Origin of the sequence: Streptomyces griseoviridis (assembly GCF_005222485.1) — a bacterium.
Classification (GTDB): Bacteria; Actinomycetota; Actinomycetes; order Streptomycetales; family Streptomycetaceae; genus Streptomyces; species Streptomyces hintoniae.
Genome location: NZ_CP029078.1, coordinates 7,133,945 through 7,153,593, shown reverse-complemented (window position 1 = coordinate 7,153,593; position 19,649 = coordinate 7,133,945). Strand labels below are relative to the sequence as shown.

At 72.5% G+C, this 19,649-nt stretch carries 17 protein-coding genes; 13 read left to right on the top strand and 4 right to left on the bottom strand.

Annotated features, from left to right (window positions below):
- Positions 1 to 54 precede the first annotated feature (54 nt).
- Together DDJ31_RS30970 and DDJ31_RS30965 are read left to right on the top strand one after the other, a co-directional pair.
- Complete coding sequence (locus DDJ31_RS30970) at positions 55 to 294, top strand: acyl carrier protein (RefSeq protein WP_240678010.1); 240 nt, start codon at positions 55 to 57, stop codon at positions 292 to 294.
- Positions 295 to 387: 93 nt separating this feature from the next.
- Positions 388 to 1,047, top strand: coding sequence for an MSMEG_1061 family FMN-dependent PPOX-type flavoprotein (locus DDJ31_RS30965; RefSeq protein WP_127177098.1), 660 nt, complete (start codon positions 388 to 390; stop codon positions 1,045 to 1,047).
- A 65-nt stretch (positions 1,048 to 1,112) separates the two neighbouring features.
- On the opposite strand, the gene DDJ31_RS30960 is transcribed toward DDJ31_RS30965, so the two are convergent.
- Positions 1,113 to 1,847, bottom strand: coding sequence for an alpha/beta hydrolase (locus DDJ31_RS30960; protein ID WP_127177099.1), 735 nt, complete (start codon positions 1,845 to 1,847; stop codon positions 1,113 to 1,115).
- Between the two features lie 512 nt (positions 1,848 to 2,359).
- Positions 2,360 to 2,770, bottom strand: a complete 411-nt coding sequence (locus tag DDJ31_RS30955) for a hypothetical protein (RefSeq protein WP_127177100.1) — start codon at positions 2,768 to 2,770, stop codon at positions 2,360 to 2,362.
- Between the two features lie 363 nt (positions 2,771 to 3,133).
- Between DDJ31_RS30955 and DDJ31_RS30950 the strand changes: the two genes are divergently transcribed.
- The 9 genes from DDJ31_RS30950 to DDJ31_RS30910 all read left to right on the top strand — a co-directional run bounded on the left by DDJ31_RS30950 (position 3,134) and on the right by DDJ31_RS30910 (position 13,147).
- Complete coding sequence (locus tag DDJ31_RS30950; protein WP_127177101.1) at positions 3,134 to 3,943, top strand: helix-turn-helix domain-containing protein; 810 nt, start codon at positions 3,134 to 3,136, stop codon at positions 3,941 to 3,943.
- Between the two features lie 35 nt (positions 3,944 to 3,978).
- On the top strand, positions 3,979 to 4,962 hold the full coding sequence (locus DDJ31_RS30945) for a helix-turn-helix domain-containing protein (protein ID WP_127177102.1): 984 nt from the start codon (positions 3,979 to 3,981) through the stop codon (positions 4,960 to 4,962).
- Positions 4,963 to 5,209: 247 nt separating this feature from the next.
- Positions 5,210 to 5,455, top strand: a complete 246-nt coding sequence (locus tag DDJ31_RS30940; RefSeq protein ID WP_127177103.1) for a hypothetical protein — start codon at positions 5,210 to 5,212, stop codon at positions 5,453 to 5,455.
- 192 nt (positions 5,456 to 5,647) lie between these two features.
- Positions 5,648 to 7,327: a PucR family transcriptional regulator gene (locus DDJ31_RS30935; protein ID WP_127177104.1), complete on the top strand. Its 1,680-nt coding sequence runs from the start codon at positions 5,648 to 5,650 to the stop codon at positions 7,325 to 7,327.
- A gap of 199 nt (positions 7,328 to 7,526) precedes the next feature.
- Positions 7,527 to 8,768 carry a branched-chain amino acid ABC transporter substrate-binding protein gene (locus tag DDJ31_RS30930; RefSeq protein WP_127177105.1) on the top strand — a complete coding sequence of 414 codons (1,242 nt, stop codon included), beginning with the start codon at positions 7,527 to 7,529 and terminating at the stop codon, positions 8,766 to 8,768.
- A gap of 131 nt (positions 8,769 to 8,899) precedes the next feature.
- On the top strand, positions 8,900 to 9,805 hold the full coding sequence (locus DDJ31_RS30925) for a branched-chain amino acid ABC transporter permease (RefSeq protein ID WP_240678381.1): 906 nt from the start codon (positions 8,900 to 8,902) through the stop codon (positions 9,803 to 9,805).
- 5 nt (positions 9,806 to 9,810) lie between these two features.
- Positions 9,811 to 11,496, top strand: coding sequence for a branched-chain amino acid ABC transporter permease (locus DDJ31_RS30920; protein WP_127177107.1), 1,686 nt, complete (start codon positions 9,811 to 9,813; stop codon positions 11,494 to 11,496).
- Positions 11,493 to 12,434: an ABC transporter ATP-binding protein gene (locus DDJ31_RS30915; RefSeq protein ID WP_127177108.1), complete on the top strand. Its 942-nt coding sequence runs from the start codon at positions 11,493 to 11,495 to the stop codon at positions 12,432 to 12,434. The genes DDJ31_RS30920 and DDJ31_RS30915 overlap by 4 nt, the downstream gene beginning before the upstream one ends.
- Complete coding sequence (locus DDJ31_RS30910) at positions 12,431 to 13,147, top strand: ABC transporter ATP-binding protein (RefSeq protein WP_127177109.1); 717 nt, start codon at positions 12,431 to 12,433, stop codon at positions 13,145 to 13,147. Before DDJ31_RS30915 ends, DDJ31_RS30910 begins: the two co-directional genes overlap by 4 nt.
- Before the next feature lie 102 nt (positions 13,148 to 13,249).
- On the opposite strand, the gene DDJ31_RS30905 is transcribed toward DDJ31_RS30910, so the two are convergent.
- Positions 13,250 to 14,950, bottom strand: coding sequence for a PucR family transcriptional regulator (locus tag DDJ31_RS30905; RefSeq protein ID WP_127177110.1), 1,701 nt, complete (start codon positions 14,948 to 14,950; stop codon positions 13,250 to 13,252).
- Positions 14,951 to 15,270: 320 nt separating this feature from the next.
- Here DDJ31_RS30905 and DDJ31_RS30900 point away from each other — a divergent pair, with 320 nt between their 5' ends.
- Positions 15,271 to 15,606, top strand: coding sequence for an ANTAR domain-containing protein (locus DDJ31_RS30900; protein ID WP_240678011.1), 336 nt, complete (start codon positions 15,271 to 15,273; stop codon positions 15,604 to 15,606).
- Positions 15,607 to 15,711: 105 nt separating this feature from the next.
- Here DDJ31_RS30900 and DDJ31_RS30895 read toward each other — a convergent pair whose 3' ends face one another.
- On the bottom strand, positions 15,712 to 16,467 hold the full coding sequence (locus DDJ31_RS30895) for an SDR family oxidoreductase (RefSeq protein WP_431026921.1): 756 nt from the start codon (positions 16,465 to 16,467) through the stop codon (positions 15,712 to 15,714).
- Positions 16,468 to 16,807: 340 nt separating this feature from the next.
- Between DDJ31_RS30895 and DDJ31_RS30890 the strand changes: the two genes are divergently transcribed.
- Positions 16,808 to 19,576, top strand: coding sequence for an ABC transporter substrate-binding protein (locus DDJ31_RS30890; RefSeq protein WP_127177111.1), 2,769 nt, complete (start codon positions 16,808 to 16,810; stop codon positions 19,574 to 19,576).
- The last annotated feature ends 73 nt before the right edge of the window (positions 19,577 to 19,649 follow it).

Here is a 19,649-nt window from a genome sequence, read left to right as displayed (position 1 = left end):
GAACCCCGTGCAGGAGAAACCCATGACGGAGAACCCCGTGAAGGAGTACCGCTGGTGAACAGCACCGACATTCTGAACACCGTCGCCGAGATCATCGCGGAGGTCGTCGGCGTCGACCCCGCTCTGGTGACCACCGAGAAGTCCTTCGTCAACGACCTGGACATCGACTCCCTCGCGCTGGTGGAGATGAACATCGTCATCGAGGACAGGTTCGACCTGAAGATCCCCGACGAACGGGTCGCCGACCTGACCACCGTCGGCGACATGGTGAGCTACATCGCCGAGCACCGGTGACCGCGAGCGAACGGCCGCAGGCCCGCCCATCCACGACCCCACGTGACCGCACGACCAAGACCGTACGGAGGTCGGCTCGTTAGGGTCGGGGGCATGACGACATCCCTTCCCGGCAGTGCCTTCGACTCGCTCCGCCTCGACGCCGTGGCCGACCAGGAGGCGCTGCGTCGCGCCTACGAACTCCCCAGAGAAGCGGCACTGCGCAAGCAGATGACCGAACTCACCGATGAGACAAGGCGGTTGATCGGCTGCTCGTCACTGGTCCTGGTCGCCAGCACCGACGCCGAGGGCAACTGCGACGTCTCACCGCGCGGCGGCCCCGCCGGGTTCGTGTCCGTCCTGGACACACGGACGGTGGCGATACCCGACGCGACCGGCAACAAGCGTCTGGACACCCTCCAGAACGTCATCGCCACCGGACGGGCCGGGCTGCTGTTCGTCATCCCGGGCCGTACCACCACGCTCAGGGTGAACGGCCGGGCCTGCGTCTCCACCCGCCCCGACCTGCTGTCGCAGCTGACCGCCGTGGGCAAGCCGCCGGCCAGCGCACTGGTGCTGGGGATCGAGGAGGTCTACCCGCACTGCCCCAAGTCGCTGCTGCGCAGCGGGGCGTGGAAGCCGGAGCAGTGGCTGCCGGCGGACGCGCAGCCGACATCGGCCGAGGTGACACTGGCCCAACTACGGATGCCGGAGCTGACGATCGCCGACATCGAGCAGGCGGAGGCGGACGCGCTGAAGTACCGCTACGAGTAGCGGGGTGACCGCCGCTCGCCGGGCCGCCACCGACGGGACAGCCGCACCTTCGGCCGTCGCGCGGGTCAGGCGTGCTTGAGCAGCAGGTCGGCGAGTTCCGCGGGCTTGGTGATCATGCAGTCGTGCCCGGTCTCCAGTTCATGGACCTGGGACGGCTCGCCGTTGGGCTGGATCTCCGGGACGGGACGCCGGGTGACGCCTTCGGGCACGCTGCCGACGCAGAGCACGTGGACTCGGGGGATCAACGCCTGTGCGGGGTCGTCCAGTTCGGCCGGCTGCTGGAAGCAGAGGACCGACTCGTCCGTGAGCGTGGTCCTGAGCCAGGCGATGTCATCGGGGTCGGTGACGCCGAACAGGCCCTGCGGCGCGGGGAACTCCGGCATGGGCGGTATGCGCCAGGGCTGGGCGCTGTCCGCCGCGCCGTCGATCATGACTCGGGTGAGCGGCATGACGTCGATGGCGTTCTCACCGTGGGTCGGCACCATCGCGTCGATGTACACGAGGCGCGCGATGCGCTCGGGGACCCGGTTCGCCACGCTGGAGATGACCATGCCCGCGTAGCTGTGCCCGGCGAGGACGAGGTCGCGCAGGTCGTGGTCGAGGATGAGGCCGACGATGTCGTCGACGTGGGTGGTGAGCCCGACCTCGGGGCTGAGCAGGTGCGCCTTGTCGCCGTGGCCGGTGAGGGAGGGCGTGAGGACGCGATGCCCCTGGGCGGTGAGCAGGGGTGCGACGCGGTTCCAGGACTGCCCGTCGTGCCAGGCGCCGTGGACGAGGAGGTAGGTGGTCGGGTGGGACATGGCGAGTTCCTTGCCGTGGTGGGGATCTGCTGGCTGGTGCGGCGCACGCCCGCGCTCCGTCGGGCGGGCACACGGGCGCGCCGAGGACCGTCGAGCCGGACTCTCCGAACACCCGCTGGACACAGTGCAGTTCACTCGTCCCGCTGGTGAGGGGGAAGCCGCCGGGTTCGGACTCGGCACGCACCGGAGGGTGGTGCGCCGCGTGCCTTCGACGTTAGGCAGCCGATAGGTACCCATGGGTACCCTTCGGCTCGCCTCGGTCGCACGCTGGAGGAGCCCATCGTGCAGCTGACCGAGTGGGCGAGATCCAACGGCGCGGCGATCGTCGCCTTTCACGAGACGACGGGGACGCGGGACGACCGGCCTCGCCTCGCCTCGTCGGAACGGGGGCGCGGGACGTCTGGCCCCACCGCACCGGAACGGCGCCGCACCACCAGGTGCGGCGCCGTGACGCCTGATCGGGACCGACCGGGACGTGCGGCCGACGGCGCGTCCCCTGTCCGGGTGCCTCGTCAGGCGGCCCAGGACCCGGTGGAGGAGGCGTCCGACCGGAACCAGAAGAAGAAGTCGGTGCCGTTGAGCACGTTCGTGGCCACGGTCGTCCACTCGCCTGCCGTGGTCAGCGTGTAGCTGCTCTGGCAGGTGCCGGTGGAGAGCCAGCAGACCTCGACGTAGCGGTTGGTGTTGGTCTTGATGTTGATGTCGGTGCAGTTGCTGGTGGTGGTGAGGTACGAACTGCCCGTGGGGTAGTCGTTGTTGCCGCTGGGCTTGCTGTAGCTGTGGGCGCTGCCGTAGCAGGACGCCGCGACGGCCGGCGCCGCGTCACGGGACGGGACGGCGTGGGCGGCGGGCGCGAGCGCCGCGGTGAAGGCCGCGAGCAGGACGGGGACGACGCCTACGGCGGCGTGCTGTCGCAAACGCATGAAGTCTCTCCTGACGGTCGGTGGGGGGCCGTCACCGGATGCGAGGGCCCGGTGGAACGTCCCGCCGAGCGTGCTGGACGACCTGATCGCCGGGCCAGACCCTGTGGGCAACGCGAGATGTCCCGGGACGTCCCGGCCGCTGACCTGCTGGGACGTCCCGGACACCGGAGAGGCGGGACGGAGGACCCGACCCCGGGCGGTGGGTGGCGTGAATCGGGCCGTACGGGAGCGGCGGCAGTGCGGGGGCACGGCGTCCGGGGTACACCATGAGGCGGAACGGAGAGCCAGAAGGTGCACGCTCGCCCGAGGCCGGTACGGCGACGACGCACGGAGCGGACGGCCGGGCGGGACAGGAGTCGTGTCGTGCGGTGGAAGATGCTGCCGGAGTCGCTCGGCCCGGCCGAACGTCAACTCGTGGCGGAACTGCGGCTGTTGAAGGATCGCAGCGGGCTGAGCCTGATGTCGCTCGGGGCGAGGACACCGTTCAGCGTGTCGTCCTGGGAGCGCTATCTCAACGGCGGGGCGGTGCCGCCGACCACGGCGGTGGTGGCGTTCGCGCGTCTCGCGGGAGCGGACGCGGCGCCCCTCCTCGCGTTACGGGACGCGGCGCAGCGGTCCCGGGCCACGCCGAAGACGGTCCTCGACAACTCGGGCCCGGCCAGGGCCCTCGACGACACCGACCCGGCCAGGGCCGTGGACGAGCCCGACCCGGCCAGGGCCGCCGCCGCCGACGTCGAGCACCCCGCTCCGGGACCGAGCGCGTCCGGAGGGCGTGTCCGCGTCGTGGCGCTGTCCACCGCGGTCGGTGCGGTGCTGCTGTCCGCCGCGGTCTCGGTGTGGTTGATCCGGGCACCGGCGTCCGGCACCCCGCGCGGCACGGCGACGGGCGGCGGGGCCGGGGCGTACACGTGCTCCTACAGCCGGCACGGCGACCTCGTGTTCGCGGGGAACAGCACCACGACGACCCGCCTGGTCTCGCTCAACACGACGGGACCCGAGGCCGCCGAGGTGCAGTGCCTCCTGCTGCGCCACCGTCTTTCGCCCGGTGACGTGGACGGCTACTACGGCGACCGCACCGCCGCCCAGGTCGAGCGGCTCCAGCGGGAGAACCACGTGCCCGCCGACAGGATCGTCGGCGAACAGACCTGGGCGCTGCTGCGCCACGTGGAGTGACGGCGGGTCGGCCACCGGGGAGGAGTGAGGAGCGGGTGAAACGATCGCCCAACGGGTCCAGGCCCGGGAACTGGCGCGAGCTGCCACCGGAACTGCCGCCTGACTGCGCGAGGTTGGTCACCTGTCTGCGCCGGATCAAGGACCGGGAAGGGCTGACCCTGGAGAGGCTCGCCGAGACGACCGCGGTGAGCAGATCGTCCTGGGAGCGGTATCTCAACGGCAGGCAGTTCCCGCCCCGCCACGCGGTCGAGGCGCTGTGCCAGGCGGTGCCGGACGAGCGGGACCGGCAACGGGCGCTTTCCCAGTGGGAGTTGGCGGACGCGGCGTGGAGCAGACGGACGCAGGTGGCCCCCTCCGACCGTCCGGAGTCTGCCCAGGCGTCCGCCCCGCGATCCGACTCCGGGCCGGACGGGCGGCCTGACCGGCCCGCCTCACCCGGCACGGACCGGGCCGGCCGCTCCACGAGCGGGGCGGGGACCGGCGTCCGTCGCCGTCAGCGTCAGGACGGGTTGCTGCGGGGCCCGCTGCTCGCGGCGTCCGCCGTGCTCGACGCCCATCCCGTCGCGTCCGCGGCCGGTGTGGCGCTGCTCTGCGCCGCGATGCTGGTGCCCGCGGCCGTCGTGCACGCCTCGCGCGGCGCGGCGGGACCGGCGGCCTCCGCCCCGCCCCCGGTGTGCCTGCTCCGATCCTGCGAGGGGCGCTCTCCGCAGACGACCGCCTGCGAGGACCCCGTCACGGTGGCGCGTCACACGGCGGCCGACGGCACCCGCCTGGAGATCCGGCTCAGCCCCGGTTGCCGGGCGGCCTGGATCCGGGCGTGGCCGACGCACACCGGCTTCGGCCTCGTGATCAGCGGCCCCGACGCGGAGCCGCAGTCCGCGGTCCGCACGATCCGGTCGGCTCAGCCGGAAGCGGTGGCCACGACGATGATCTCCGCGGGCAGTCCCGGCCGTCTCCGCGCCTGCTACCGGCCGGTCGCGGACAGACCGGCCCGCGAGTGCTTCGGCACCACGCCCTGAACGGCCGATCGTGTCCCGGCCCGGCACCGGCCGGAGGGGCCCGAGCGGGCTCCCGCCCACCCGCCGGCCTCTGGCTCCCGACCTCGCGCCGTCCCCTGGCACCGGCCAGAAGGGAGGGGCCCGGCGGGCCCCGGCCACCCGCCGTCACCGCGTGGGTCCGACCCGCCGTCGTCAGGCCCGAGATGCGGGCGTCCCGTCCGGAGGGCACGGTTGTGGGAGACCCTGATCCCCCTGCCTTTGGAGAGTCATGATCGTCAAGCTGTTGCACGAGAAGGGCCTGAAGTCCGAGCACGCCTACACCGCGGCGGTCGCGTCGATCGGCTTGTCCGTCGCCTCGTGGTGCGGATCCATCAAGGCGGAGTCGGCGGGGACGGCACGCGCCGACCGGTGGGGCATCTTCGTCGGCGAGTGGGCACCCACGTTCTTCGCCCTCGGGCTCGCCCTGGCCAACTACGAACGCGAACACGATCACCTGCACACCACGGCGCACTGAGGAAGGCGGCCACGGACTGATCCCGTGCCCCGTCAGGGGGCGGGTCAGTGGCCTCCGGAGACGTCGAGGTCCCGCGCGGCTTTGCCCGGCGGGACAGTCCCGGGGGTCCGTTGTTGTCCGGACGGACAACTCCCTCGGCCGAAAGCGGCAGTTAGCGTGCGGCGGTCTTGTCCGGCGTCCTCGGAGAGCCTCATGTACCCGCCCCCGGATCCCGCCGTGCCCGCTGTCGTCCAGTTGCAACACGTCGTCCCGACGCTCTCGGGGCCCCTGGTGGACCTCCTCGTCGCGCCGCTGGGCATGGAGCGTCCCCTGACATCGGTGGTGATCGCGGAGCCCGACGACGAGCCCCGCTCCTACGACGAGGCGCTGGTGCTCGTCATCGGGGCGCGCGGGCGGTCCGCGACGGGAGCGGTGATGGCCGCCGGACGCGGCGGTGCGAGCGCCGTCGCCGTGCGGACGGGCGCCGACGCCGGTGACGTGGAGGCGCTGCGGCAGGCCGCCGCCGAGTGCGGGGTGGCGCTGCTCGCGGTGAGTGACGGGGCCCGTTGGGAGCAGGTCGAGGCGGTGGCCAGGACGGTCGTGGAGACGGTGCACCAGACACCGGATCTCGTCGGACCGTACGCCGACAACGATCTGTTCTCGCTCGCGCAGACCCTGGCGTCGCTCACCGACGGCATCGTGAGCATCGAGGACACCACCCACCGTGTGCTGGCCTACTCCCGGTCGGGTGACCGGGTCGACGAGGTGCGCCGGCTGTCGATCCTGGGGCAGGCGTGTCCCGAGGGGTATCTGGCGGTGCTGCGCGAGGCGGGCGTGTACGCGCGGCTGCGGGCGGGCGAGGAGGTCCTGGAGGTCGCCGCGCGTCCGGAGCTGGGGGCGCGCCGTCGGGTGGTGGCCGGGGTCACCGCGGGCGGCAGGCTGCTGGGCACCATCTGGGTCCAGGAGGGGCCGGCACCGCTCGCGGAGCGGACCGGTGAGCTGCTGAAGGGTGCGGCACGGCTCGCGACGCTGCTGCTCATCCGGCACCCGGGAGGACCGGGCCGGCACAGCCTGCTGCGTGAGGAACTGGCCGCCGGACTCCTGGAGGGGCGTGTGCCGCCCGGTTCGCTCGCGGGACGGCTCGGCGTGCCGCCGGACTGCGCGGCGACCGTGATCGGCATCGATCTCCGCGAGCGGGACGGCGTGGACGGTCCGTCCCTCGAGCTGGGCCGGGCGCGCAGCACGGAGATCGTCTCCGTGCACGCCGCGGCGTACCGGCGCACCGCGGTCGCCGCCCCGCTGGACGGCCGGCTCTACGTGCTCGTCCCCGAGTCGGGTGCGGGCCCCGATCACGGCACGCACCGGGCCGCCGCCGATCCGGTCGCGGAGTCGACGCTGCTCGCGTGGACCGCCGACCTGGTGGCCACCCTCCGGCGCCATCTGGGCACCCCCGTCCAGGCCGGCATCGCCCCCGCGGTGCGGCGGCTCACGGAGGCCCCGGCGGCCCGGCTGTCGGCGGACCGCGTCCTGCGGGTGCTGGAGCGGGATCCGGGCCGGCCGGTGGCGACGTACGCGCAGGTGCGGGCCACGGTCGTGCTGGGGCAGGTGCTCGGGCTGCTCGCCGAGAACCCGGCCGTCCACGATCCCGCGGTGCGGATTCTCGCCGACCACGACGTCCGGCACGGCACGGACCTGTGCGGGTCGCTGCTGCGGTACCTCGACGCCTTCGGCGAGGTGAAGGAGGTGGCGGAGCAGCTGCACATCCACCCCAACACGCTCCGCCACCGCATCCGGCGGGCCGTGCGGCTCAGCGGACTCGATCTGCGCGACCCCGACCAGCGGCTCGTGGCGATGCTGGAGCTGCGCAAGATCCGCGGGCAGGGCCGCGGGTGAGCGGGACGGGCATGTGACGTCCGTGCTAACGGCGTTGTCCCGCAGGACAACAACCGGCCTCCGACATCTGCCTGCGGGACAGACGCAGCGGGGTCGCCGCCCGCCTACGGTTCAGCCACCGCGCACAGCAGTTCCCGGCCAGGGAACGCGAGGGGCCCCTGCCCCGACGCGGTTCTGCGAAACTTCCTGGGAGGCATCCATGCACCACACTCGTCTGCTGAGACTCGGTGTCCCGTTGGTGGCCGGGGCGCTGACGCTGACCGCGTGCGGCAGCCGCGACGAGGGCAACGGCACCGGCTCGTCCACCGGCGCGAGCACGACGGTCACCATCGGCTTCGACGCCCCGCTGTCGAAGGATCTGGCCGCCGTCGGCCTGGGCATGAAGAACTCCGCCGAGCTGGCGGTGAAGAAGGCCAACGCCGCGAAGGCGGTACCGGGCGTCACGTTCGAACTGGCCGCCAAGGACGACCAGGCGACCCCGAACATCGGCCAGCAGAACGCGGCCGCGTTCGTCGCCGACCAGAGCGTCGTCGGTGTCGTCGGCGCCTACAACTCCTCGGTGTCCGCCGCGATGGCGTCGACGCTGCACGACGCGCGGATGGTCCAGGTGTCGGGCGCCAACACCGCCGCGGCCCTCACCCAGGGCGCCGACTACAAGACGGCGCCGAAGCGGCAGTACGACAACTACTTCCGCACGATCAGCACCGACGCCGTGGCGGCTCCCGTGATGGCCGCGTACTTCTACCAGGACCTCAAGGTCACGAAGCTCGCCACGGTCGACGACAAGAAGACCTACGGCACCGGCATCGTCGACAACTTCACCGACGCGTACCGGAAGCTGGGCGGCAAGGTCGTCATCCACCAGTCCATCAACCCGGACGAGGCCGACTACGCGGCCGTCGTCAACAGCGTCAAGTCGTCCGGTGCGCATGGGGTGTTCTACGGGGGTGAGTACCCGCAGGCCGGGCCGCTGAAGAAGCAGCTCGTCGCGGCCGGGTTCGACGGTCCGATGGGCGGCGGCGACGCCGTCAAGGACGACCAGTTGGTCTCGCTGGCCGGCGCGAAGGCCGCGAACGGCGTGTGCGCGCACTCGGACGGCGCCCCGGTCGCCTCCCTCGACTCCGCGAAGACGTTCGTCGCGGACTACAAGGCGGCCGGGTACGCCGAGGACTACGGCGTCTTCGGCGCGTACGTCTACGACGCGACGACCGCCCTGATCAAAGCGGTCGGCGCCGCGGTCGAGGCCGGCGGCGGGACGGCGGGCGACCTCGCGCGGCTGCGGCCGAAGGTCGTCGACGCCATGCAGGAGGTGTCGTTCGACGGCGCCACCGGCAAGGTCGGCTTCGACGAGTACGGCGACAGCGTGAACCAGGTCATCAGCGTCAACTGCGTGCAGGGCGGCGCCTGGAAGAACGGCGTCAAGGTCGTGACCGTCAAGTAGCCGTCGCCGCGCGGGCGTTGCGCCACCGGACGCCCGCGCCCTCTGCTTCGCCACGTCCTCGCGCGTTAGGTACCCGGGTGACCTTCACCGACTTCCTGCAACTCCTCACCGACGGCCTGGTCCTCGGTTCCATGTACGGCCTGATAGCCGTCGGTTACACGATGGTCTACGGCATCCTCCAGATCATCAACTTCGCCCACGGCGAGATCTTCATGCTGGGCGGCTTCGGCGCCCTGTTCGTCTACGCGTGGGTGCCCGCCCTGCACGAGACCTCCCTGTGGGTCGCGCTGCCGGTCATGCTGATCGTCGGGGTCCTGCTCGCGGTGACCGCCGCGGTGGCCGCGGAGCGCTTCGCCTACCGCCCGCTGCGCACCGCGCCGCGGCTCGCGCCGCTGATCAGCGCGATCGGCCTGTCGCTCTTCCTCCAGCAGGTCGTCTTCAACTTCTTCACCCTGCCGGGCGAGTCGGTCGGCATCACCGCCCCGGTCCCCTTCCCTCAACTCGACGGCGGGCCACTGCGGTTGGGCGGTGTGACCGTCTCGTACGCCGCGATCCTCACGCTCGTCGTCGCGGCGGGCGCGATGACCGGGCTCACGTACTTCGTGGGCCGCACCCGTACCGGGCGGGCCATGCAGGCCACCGCCCAGGACCCGAAGACCGCCCGCCTGATGGGCATCGACACGGACCGCGTCATCGTCGTCGCCTTCGCCATCGGCGCGGTCCTGGCGGCGGTCGCCTGTCTCACCCAGGGGCTCAGGCTCGGGAGCATCTCGTACAACATGGGGTTCATCGCGGGCCTGAAGGGTTTCACGGCCGCCGTGCTGGGCGGCATCGGCAACATCAGGGGCGCCGTGCTCGGCGGGGTCGTCCTCGGTGTCGCCGAGTCCCTGGCCTCCGGGCTGCTGCCGCACGTGCCGTCGTTGCAGATGTTCGGCGGGGCGGTGTGGAAGGACGTGTGGGCCTTCGTGATCCTCATCGCCGTCCTGCTGATCAGACCACAGGGCCTGCTGGGCGAACGCATCGCGGACAGGGCGTGACCGACATGACGACCACGATCGATCCGCGGCTCGCGCGGACCCTCACCGCCATCGGCGCGGCGCTCACCCTGGCCTCGCCCTTCCTCGCCTGGACCTGGACCGCCGCCTACCCGGGCAATCTCACGCTCGACGGATATCCCGGGGGAAGCCAGGTCGTCACGCTGGTCACCGGAGCGCTGGCCGCGCTGTTCACGGCCGCCGCTCTCGGCCTCCCCGGTGTGCGCCGGCTCGCGCCCGCCGGAGCCGTACGCGCGCTGCGGTCCGCGTCGCTCGCGGCGCTGACCACCACCTGGGTCACCGTCGGGGCGATCGCCCTCACCCTCGGCGGCGCCGTCAACGTCGAGCCGGGCGGCTGGCTCGCCTGCGTCGCCGTACTGCTCCTCGCGGGCGGGGCGCACGCGCTGCCCGACGACACGGTCGAACCGCCGCCGCCAGGCGCGCGGCTGCCGTGGCCGGCCGAAGTCGCCCTGATCACCGCGGTGTTCCTGGCCGCCCTGGCCGTGCTGACGTACGGCATCACCACGGACTCGGCGGAGGAATTCCTGGCCTTCCTGCCCGCGGCGGGGTTCGGCGCCCGCGCGCTGTCGGCCGCGGGGATCACCCGACGCGTCAGCGAGATCAACGCCCGCCACCGGGTCGCGGTCGCGGTCGCCGCGCTCGCCTCGGCGCTGGTCTTCCCCTTCACCCAGACCGGCGACCGGTACACGGCGATCGCCGACAACATCCTCGTCTTCGCGGCGGTCGCGCTCGGCCTCAACATCGTCGTCGGCCTGGTCGGGCTGCTCGACCTCGGCTACGTCGCGTTCCTCGGCACGGGCGCGTACTCGGCGGCGCTCGTCTCCGGCTCGACGTTCTCCACGTTCCACATCGCGCCCTGGCCGTTCTGGGCCACCGCCCTGCTCGGCATGGCGGTCTCGCTCCTCGCCGGCCTCGTCATCGGCGCGCCCACCCTGCGGCTGCACGGCGACTACCTCGCCATCGTCACCCTCGGCTTCGGCGAGATCTTCCGCATCACCGTCAACAACCTCGACGGCACCTCGGGACCGTCACTGACCAACGGCCCCAACGGAATCAACGCGATCCCCGACATCGAGCTGTTCGGCTTCGACTTCGGGAAACCGCACACCGTCCTCGGCGTCTCCTTCGGCAGGTTCGCCAACTACTACCTGCTGCTGCTCGCGGTGATCGCCGTCATCGTCTTCGTGTACGCGCGGGCGGGCGACTCCCGGGTCGGGCGGGCCTGGATCGCGCTGCGCGAGGACGAGAAGGCCGCCACCGCCATGGGCATCGAGGGCTTCCGGTTCAAGCTCCTCGCCTTCGGGCTCGGCGCCTGCCTCGCGGGACTCGCGGGCACGGTCATGGCGCATCTGCAGACCAACGCCGTTCCCGACAACTACAAGTTCGCCGACACCGCACCGCCCAACTCGGCTTTCCTGCTGGCCGCGGTGGTCCTCGGCGGCATGGGCACCATCTCGGGGCCGCTCGTCGGCGCGGCCCTCCTGTACCTGATCCCGGCGAAGTTCGAGTTCTTCAACAGGTACCAGATGATGCTGTTCGGTCTCGCGCTGATCGTGATGATGCGGTTCAGGCCCGAGGGCCTGGTACCTGACCGCAAGCACCAACTGGAGTTCCACGACAAGCAGGTCTCCGGCGCCCAGGCGCGCCAGGTGGCCGCGGAGGCCACCGCATGAGCACTCCGTCCCCGGCCGCAGCCCCGGCCGCGCGCACCTCGCCGCTGCTCGAAGCCCGCCGTGTCACCATGCGGTTCGGCGGCCTGACCGCCGTCGACGGCGTGGACCTGACGGTGGGCCGCGGCGAGATCGTCGGCCTGATCGGGCCCAACGGCGCGGGCAAGACCACCTTCTTCAACTGCCTGACCGGTCTGTACGTCCCCACGGACGGTGAAGTCCGCCTCGACGGGGCGGCGTTGCCGCCGCGGCCGGCCAAGGTGACGCGGGCCGGAGTCGCCCGCACCTTCCAGAACATCCGCCTCTTCGCCAACATGACCGTGGTGGAGAACGTCATCGTGGGCCGCCACACCCGCACCACCGCCGGTCTGCTCTCCGCGATCGGACGCGGCCCCCGCTACCGCCGGGAGGAGCGCGAATCCCTCTCCAGGGCGCAGGAGTTGCTGGACTTCGTCGACCTGCGCGGACAAGGGAACCAGCTCGCCCGCAACCTCTCCTACGGTGCCCAGCGCCGTCTGGAGATCGCCCGCGCGCTGGCCAGCGAACCGAAGCTGCTGCTGCTCGACGAGCCGACGGCCGGCATGAACCCGCAGGAGACCAGGGAGACCGAGGAACTGGTCCACGCCATCCGCGGCCTGGGCATCGCAGTCCTCGTCATCGAGCACGACATGCGGTTCATCATGAGCCTCTGCGACCGGGTCGCGGTCCTGGTCCAGGGCTCCAAGCTCATCGAGGGCCCGCCCGGGGACGTCCAGGCGGACGAGCGGGTCGTCGAGGCCTACCTCGGCGCGCCGGACGACGAGCCACCACCTGCCGACCGGCGCGACCAGAGCGAGCACGGCGACCACAGCGAGCACGGCGATCAGCGCGCCCACCGCGACCAGAGCGACGAGGGTGCCGAATCCGCGACCCGCGACCGGAATCAGGAGAGGACCGCATGACCGCGCTGCTGGAGGTCGAGGACCTGCGGGTCGCCTACGGAAAGGTGGAGGCGGTCAAGGGCATCTCCTTCTCCGTGGAGGAGGGGCAGGCCGTCACGCTCGTCGGCACCAACGGCGCGGGCAAGACGACCACGCTGCACGCCCTCAGCGGCCTGCTGCCGCCTTCGGGCGGCCGGGTGCGTTTCGCCGGACGGGACCTCGCGGGCGTACCGGCGCACCAGGTCGTGGCCCTCGGCCTGGCGCACTCGCCGGAGGGCCGGCACATCTTCCCCCGGCTGACCGTCGAGGAGAACCTGCTGCTCGGCGCCTTTCTGCGCAAGGACGCCGAGGGCGTGGCGGACGACACGGAGCGGGCGTACACGCTCTTTCCGAGGCTGCGCGAACGGCGGGCCCAGCCGGCCGGAACGCTCTCCGGCGGCGAGCAGCAGATGCTGGCCATGACGCGGGCCCTGATGTGCCGTCCTCGGCTGCTGATGCTGGACGAGCCGTCGATGGGCCTCTCGCCGATCATGATGAAGAAGATCATGGCGACGGTGGCCGAACTGAAGGCGACCGGCACCACCATCCTCCTCGTGGAGCAGAACGCGCGCGCCGCGCTCTCCCTCGCCGACCAGGCGTACGTGATGGAGACGGGCCGGGTGGTCCTGTCGGGCAGCGGCGAACGGCTGCTGCACGACGACGTCGTACGCAAGGCGTATCTGGGCGAGGACTGACGGCTCGGGCGGACGCGTGTGCCGGGCCGCTGCCGCCGGGATCGGGGGCGGCGGCCCGCCCGAGTCGACCGTCCTCATGCGGTGTTGGCCCCTCCGCCGGCGTCAGGAGGCGGGGAAAGGATCGGTCCGCTGCCTCGACGGGAGGCGGCCCAGGCGGAGTTGGACCATCGCGACCAGCCGGTGTTCCGGGTCGTCCAGGTCGAGGCCGGTGAGCGCGGCGGCCTTGCGCACCCGGTAACGCAGGGTGTTGGGGTGGATGTTCAGGGTCCGGGCCGCCTCGGAGACGTCACCGAAGGCGTCGAGGTAGCGCAGCAGCGACTCGCCCCACTGGGTCCCCTGCTCGGCGTCCCGCACGACCAGTTCCTGGAGCGCCGGCTCGCGGATCTCCTGGTGTTCCTCCAGCAGCCGCACCAGGTCGCGCACCATCAGGGACGCGGCCAGGTCGCGGTGGGCGGCGACGGCGCGCTCGAGGGTGCGGGCCATGATCTGCAGACCGTGGTGGCCTCGGAGTTTGACGGCGGGGATGTCCTCCAGCCCCGCGGCCGTACCGGCGACGACGGCCTGCACAGGCGTGTCCGTGTGCCGGCGCAGCGCCGACACGACCTCGGTGGCCCACCGGACGAGGGGCGCGTCGACGGCGTCGGGGGCGTCCGCCCGGTGTCCCGCGCCGGCGGCGGGCGGCTCGGGCAGCATCGCGTAGATCTGCCCGCACGCCTGCGCCACGAGCGCGTTCTTCCGTCCCGCCGCCGCGTGCACGGCGATGATCTCGGCGGCCTCGGCCCGCCGCGCCTCCCGCCACGAAGTGCCGCCGCTCTCCCCGCCGTCCGGCCGCTCGCGCAGATCGAAGGCGACGACGGCGGCAGCTGAGGAGGGCTCGATCCCGAAGTGGGCAGCGAGCGCCGCGGAGTTGAAGCGGCCGGTCAGCAGGCTGTGGGCGAGGTCGGAGCGGGAGAGGAGACGGGCTGTCGCGTCGCCCTCGTAGTAGTGGTCGATCAGTTGCGGTGCGGCGAGCCGAGCGGCGCCACGCAGCGTCTGCTCGGTGCTCGGCGCGAGAGGGCGGCTGCCTTCCTGCACCCAGATCGTTCCGAGCGGGCGCCCGCCCGCGCCGATGCCGATCACCAGCCGCCGTCTGACTCCCTTGTCGGGCCGCGCCTCCACCTCGACCACCTCGCCGCCCGAGCGGGCACGCCGGTAGACCCCCCACTCCCGCAGCAGCGCCAGGTAGGGCTCCGGGCACTGGCGGCCGAGTATGGACTGCCGGCGCAGCTCGTCGGCCTCGTCTCCCGGTCCGGCGTAGGCGAGGACCCGGTGCCCGTTGTCCTCGATGCTGACCACGCCGAGGCTGAGCGTCGCCACGGTCTGCGCGAGGGAGAACAGGTCACCGGAGATGACGGGGCGCGGGTCTTTGGGCCCGCCGTGCCGTATCCGCCGCGCTTCGGTCTCCACCCGCTCCCACCGTGTGCCGCTCGGGATGCCGAGCACGGCGACACCCGATGCCTCGGCGGCGACCCGCAGGGCCTCGGGGACGGCGCTCGCGCCTTCGTCGAGCCTGACTGCCACGGCGCTCACCCCCGCCTTCCCGGCGGAGGTCACGGCGTCCACGGCGGCGTCGGCCCGCGCGCCGACGGCCAGAACCAGCGCGCGAGGGACGGACGGGGGCGTCTCCCCCGGCTCCGTGATGATCACGTCGCTGACGTCGGTGTCCTTGGCGCCACCCAGGACCACGGCAGCGCCGAGCGCCGCCGCGAGAGCACGGAGGGGTACGACAGGGGCGTTGCCGTCGCCGCCGCCCAACAGGTCCATGGCGCATGGTAACCACGGCCGCGGGAGGGTCGACCAGCCATGGCGGGCAGGCGCCACCAGGCGAGACGGTGAGCACGGCCCCGAGGGTCGGCCCGTGGTGGCCGCGACCGGGCGGTCCATCGGGGTCGTGACAGCGGACCACACCCCCGCCGAGCCGCCCCCGCGCACGGCGCACCGACGCCGTTCGCCGTCGAGTCGACACCGGTTGCGGACAGCGTCCCTGCGTCCCCGATACTTGTCGGGAGACAACTGTTGAGGCCGGCTGCTGGCGGCCTCTGCCGGCGCGGGGGTGCCGGACCGCGGACGACAAGGACGGGCGTGTGGCGGAGCACGACACGAACAGTTCCGGCAGCGGCGGCTCCGACGCCGCCGCGGCGGAGCGGGAGATCGCCCGGCTCCAACGGGAGAGCAGCCAGCTCCAGGAGGCGGTGGTCTCGCACGCCGTGATCGACCAGGCCATCGGTGTGCTCACCTTCGTCAGCGGGCTCGGACCCGAGCAGGGCTTCGCGGTGCTCAGGTCCGTGTCGCAGCACACCAACACCAAGCTGCGGAAGGTCGCCGAGCAGATAGTCGGCTGGCCGTCGGGGCACGATCTGGCGGAGGACATCCGCCAGGCCCTGGAAGCCGCGCTGCGGGAGGCGACGCACCGGACCTGACTTCCCCGGGAGGCGGGCGGGCTGACGACCGGTCAGCCCGCCCGCGCACAGCTACGGCGTCAACGGGCCGCCACGCGGACGCCGGATGGGCCCGACCCCGCCGGCTCAGGCCGCGAAGCCGCCGTCCACCGCCAGTTCCGCGCCGGTGACGTAGCGGGCGCTCTCGCCCGCCAGATACGCGACGGCGTCCGCGACCTCCGCCGCCGTGCCGTAGCGGCCGAGGGCGGTGAAGCCGCGCTGGAGGTCGGCAAAGTCGCCATCGACCGGGTTCATGTCGGTGTCGATCGGGCCCGGGGCGACCAGGTTGACGGTGACCCCGTGCGGGCCGAGCTCCCTGGCCATGCCCTTGGTGAAGCCGATCAGAGCGGCTTTGCTGGTCGCGTGGAGCGCGCTCCCGGGGAAGGCCGCGCGCCGGGCGACGCAGCTGCCGACGCTCACGATCCGTCCGCCCCCGGCCAGGTGCCGCAGCGCCGCCTGGGCGTAGAGGTAGGGCGCGCGGACGTTCACCGCCAGCACCCGGTCGATCTCCTCGCGGGTCACCGCCCCGACCGGTCCGACGGCGCCGACCCCCGCGTTGTTCACCAGGATGTCGAGGCGCGTGAACCGTTCGGCGACGGCCGCCACCGCGCCGGCCACCGCCTCAGGGTCCGCGCTGTCCGCGCGGACGGCCCAGCCGCTCCGTCCCCTCGCGGTGATCTCCGCGACCACCTCCTCGGCCGCCTCGGCTGAGCCCCGGTAGGTCAGCGCCACGTCCGCGCCGTCCTCGGGCAGCCGCAGCGCGACCGCCGCCCCGATCCCCCGGCTGCCGCCGGTCACCAGCGCCACCTTGCCGCCGAGCGCCGTCGCACCGTGCATCGTCATCGCCGTGAAGCTCCTTGTTCCGGTCTCCTGGACACGCTCCATCCAAGGCCGGAACGCCCCGCCGATCCGGCGGCATTCGGACGGCACGTTCCGCGGGCGCCGGGAGGTCCGCACCGTCGTCGCGCGCCTCGCAGCGGTGGTGGACGGCTCGTCACGCCCCGCTTCCGAGCGGCCGGACGGGCACCCGTCGACGCAACAGCAGGCTCATCAGCACCAGCCGTCGCGCTTTTCGCGAAGCGCTGTGACAGTGGCGGCACTCCGAGTAACCTCACCCACTCACCAGGGAAAACGGCGGGCTGGACGGCAGGGTCTGCCGAGGGGGACTCAAGGGGGAACTTCCATGGCCGTACCCCACCGCTCACCGACCGGATTTCCGGACGACGAGGGCGCCGACGATTTCGTCCGGGAATTCCGCCAGGCGGTCTCACCCGCCGAACGCGACCTGCTCGCGCACACACCGCCCTTGGTGATCCTCGACGTCGCGGGCGACGACGCCGGGTACGACGCCCGGGTCAGGCGGCTGATCGGGGCGTTGGAGCGGGCGCTGCGCGGTCAGCATGACGTGAAGCTCGTACCGTACGCGCTGCCCACCGCCGACGACGGCTCCGAACTGCTCTCGGGAGCCGCGGCCCGCGGGCTGACGCTCGGCCTGCCCCGGCACATGACGCCGGACCGGCTGCCCGGCTTCTGGCCGCTGTGGGACTCGGTCGGCTATATCCGCGAGCACGCGGGCGAACGGCAGGCTCCCGGCGCGGACGTGCTGCGCGACCACGCGCACAGCCAGGTGCGGATCCACCGCCAGCAGCGGCGCGAGGGACGGCTCCAGGTCTTCCTGTGGGCGCTCGGCGGCAAGGACGCGCCACCGGCCGGGGGCCTGCGCGGCTGGCTGCTCGGTTCCCTGTGGCAGGGGCTGACCCGGACCTTCCCCCGCTGGTGGTGGGCGCGGCGCAAGACCCGCACACTGGTGCGCGCCCCCCGGCTGCTGCGCCCCGCGCGTCAGCGGTGGCTCGGCGGGATGCTCGGCATGTCGGGGAAGACGGAGACCCTCTTCGCGGTGATGGACGAGGTGGCGGACCGTCAGATGTCGCGCCTGGTACTTCCGTTGGAGCACCCGCGGCACCAGGAGTCACTGCTCGCGCTCGAACTGCTGCTGACGCGCGCCCTGTTGGAGGATCTGCGGACGCCCGCGATCGGCCGGATACGGCCGCTGCAACGGCGGCGCACCGCGCGTCCCGTGATCCTGGTCCCGCTGCCCCGGCAGGAACGGCCGGGCGCCCAGGCGGCGGAGCGGTTCCTGCGCGCCTTCCACCAGGAGCGGAAGAACACCGCGCAGGCACCAGGCCCCCTCGTCATCGCGGTCGGCAGCCCCTCGGACGAGCTGGTCGCGGAACTCGGCGGCCCGTCCCCGGTCGGCCTCACCTCGGCCGGGCGGCTGCTCCACCAGTCGGGTTCCGACGTGGTCCTGGTGCGGCTGCGCGAGGAACCCTTCACCAGGGAGGGCCTGTTCGTCCGGCCGACGTCACCGACGTCGTACCGGGTCGGCGGGCGGGTCGTGACCGCGGGCGTGGCCGGCGGCACCGCGCTGGCGGTGGGGCTCCTCGGGGTCGGCGGCGCGGCCCTCTTCGCGCCGGTGAAGAAGGAGTCGAGCAGCTGCGTCGGCGGCGACGTGCCGGTCGCGGGGGCCAAGTACGCCGTGCCCGTCCCGCTGCATCCGAAGCAGTGGTACGACGAGACGCTCGCCGAGATCCGGGTGCAGAACCGGCGGGCCGAGCGTTTCGCGGCGCAGGGCAGGACCGTCCGCACGGTCGTCGCGTTCGCGTCGACCGCCCCGACCTCGGAGACGGAGACCCTCTTCGACGGGACGATCCCGGAGCTGCGCGGCATCGCGATGTGGCAGCTGAAGCTCAACGACGACGCCGTGTCGGACGATTCGCGGGTGCCGTTGCGGGTCGACGTCCGCACCACGGGCAAGGGCTTCGAGAACGCCGAGCAGAAGGCGCGCGAACTCGTCGAGCAGGTCGAGCACGACCAGCGGGACGAGGGCGACGCGGTCGGCGGGGCGCGCAAGGAGTACGAGAAGGTGATCGGCGTGCTCGGTTTCGCGCAGAGCACGGAGCCGACGCGCGAGGCCCTGAAGATCCTGGAGCAGGCCGAACTCCCGGTGATCGGGACGACCGCCACCGCGGACGAGATGCTGGTGAGCGCCACCTACTGGCCGTTCACCCCGCTCAACAGCACCGAGGCCCGTATCGAGGCGAACTTCGCCGCCGCGTCCCCTGTCGTGGCGCGCGCCTCGGGCGGCTGCGAGCCGGCCGAGCGGGCGATCGTGGTGCAGAGTTCTGCGGACCTGTACAGCAAGAGCCTCGCGGACAAGTTCCGCAAGGACTTCCACGGCAGCACGAAGCTGGTCAACTTCTCGCAGGAGGGCGACTTCAGCGGCTCTCCCGCCGGCACGCCGAACATACGCAGCGCCCACGATCTCGCCGAGACGGTCTGCGACGAGCTGCGCGACTCCGACCCGACCATCGTCTTCTGGTCCGCGCGCGCCCGGGACTTCGTCGCCTTCGTCAACGCGCTGGACACCCAAGGGACCTGCACCCACCGCGACATCACCATGCTGGGCGGCAACGAACTCACGAACGTCGCGCTCACCGGCGAGTTCAACGACAAGGACTGGCTGCGGCTGTACTACTCGGCGCACCGGCTGCCCGCCGAGGACAAGGCCGCCGACGAGAAGACGAAGCAGTTCGTCAGCGAGTACGACGCGTTCGTCTCCGGGCCTCCCACCCAGGACCCGTGGCGCGACGACGGTCACTCCGCGGTCTCCTACGACGCCTTCCACGTCCTGTCCAGATCGGCGGACATGGCGCTCTCCGGGCAGGGCGGGGTGGACCCCAACGCCATGCTCACGGCCCTGCGCAGCGGCATCACCTTCGACGGCGCGACCGGCTACGTCTCCTACGGGCAGGGCAGCAACATGCCGCCGCGCGACAAGACGCTGGTCCTGCTGCGCCAGTCGGGGACGGGTCCGAAGGTCGCCCTCGTGTGCGGCGCGTACCGGCAGGGCGAGTCGAGCAACGCGGAGGGGGGCGCCTGCGCCATGCCGTAGCCGGAGGCGGCGGAGCACGCGCGAACGGGCGAGGTACCGGGATGTTCCGTCCGTGGACGGTCGGCGGCCGGGC

Excerpts from the sequence above, each read along its gene's own strand:
- DDJ31_RS30905 (WP_127177110.1), bottom strand. The coding sequence starts at position 14,950 with ATGGACCTGTTGGGCGGCGGCGACGGCAACGCCCCTGTCGTACCCCTC.
- DDJ31_RS30965 (WP_127177098.1), top strand. The coding sequence starts at position 388 with ATGACGACATCCCTTCCCGGCAGTGCCTTCGACTCGCTCCGCCTCGAC.
- DDJ31_RS30960 (WP_127177099.1), bottom strand. The coding sequence starts at position 1,847 with ATGTCCCACCCGACCACCTACCTCCTCGTCCACGGCGCCTGGCACGAC.
- DDJ31_RS30940 (WP_127177103.1), top strand. The coding sequence starts at position 5,210 with ATGATCGTCAAGCTGTTGCACGAGAAGGGCCTGAAGTCCGAGCACGCC.
- DDJ31_RS30890 (WP_127177111.1), top strand. The coding sequence starts at position 16,808 with ATGGCCGTACCCCACCGCTCACCGACCGGATTTCCGGACGACGAGGGC.
- DDJ31_RS30920 (WP_127177107.1), top strand. The coding sequence starts at position 9,811 with ATGACGACCACGATCGATCCGCGGCTCGCGCGGACCCTCACCGCCATC.
- DDJ31_RS30930 (WP_127177105.1), top strand. The coding sequence starts at position 7,527 with ATGCACCACACTCGTCTGCTGAGACTCGGTGTCCCGTTGGTGGCCGGG.
- DDJ31_RS30915 (WP_127177108.1), top strand. The coding sequence starts at position 11,493 with ATGAGCACTCCGTCCCCGGCCGCAGCCCCGGCCGCGCGCACCTCGCCG.
- DDJ31_RS30895 (WP_431026921.1), bottom strand. The coding sequence starts at position 16,467 with ATGACGATGCACGGTGCGACGGCGCTCGGCGGCAAGGTGGCGCTGGTG.
- DDJ31_RS30955 (WP_127177100.1), bottom strand. The coding sequence starts at position 2,770 with ATGCGTTTGCGACAGCACGCCGCCGTAGGCGTCGTCCCCGTCCTGCTC.
- DDJ31_RS30925 (WP_240678381.1), top strand. The coding sequence starts at position 8,900 with ATGTACGGCCTGATAGCCGTCGGTTACACGATGGTCTACGGCATCCTC.
- DDJ31_RS30935 (WP_127177104.1), top strand. The coding sequence starts at position 5,648 with ATGTACCCGCCCCCGGATCCCGCCGTGCCCGCTGTCGTCCAGTTGCAA.
- DDJ31_RS30910 (WP_127177109.1), top strand. The coding sequence starts at position 12,431 with ATGACCGCGCTGCTGGAGGTCGAGGACCTGCGGGTCGCCTACGGAAAG.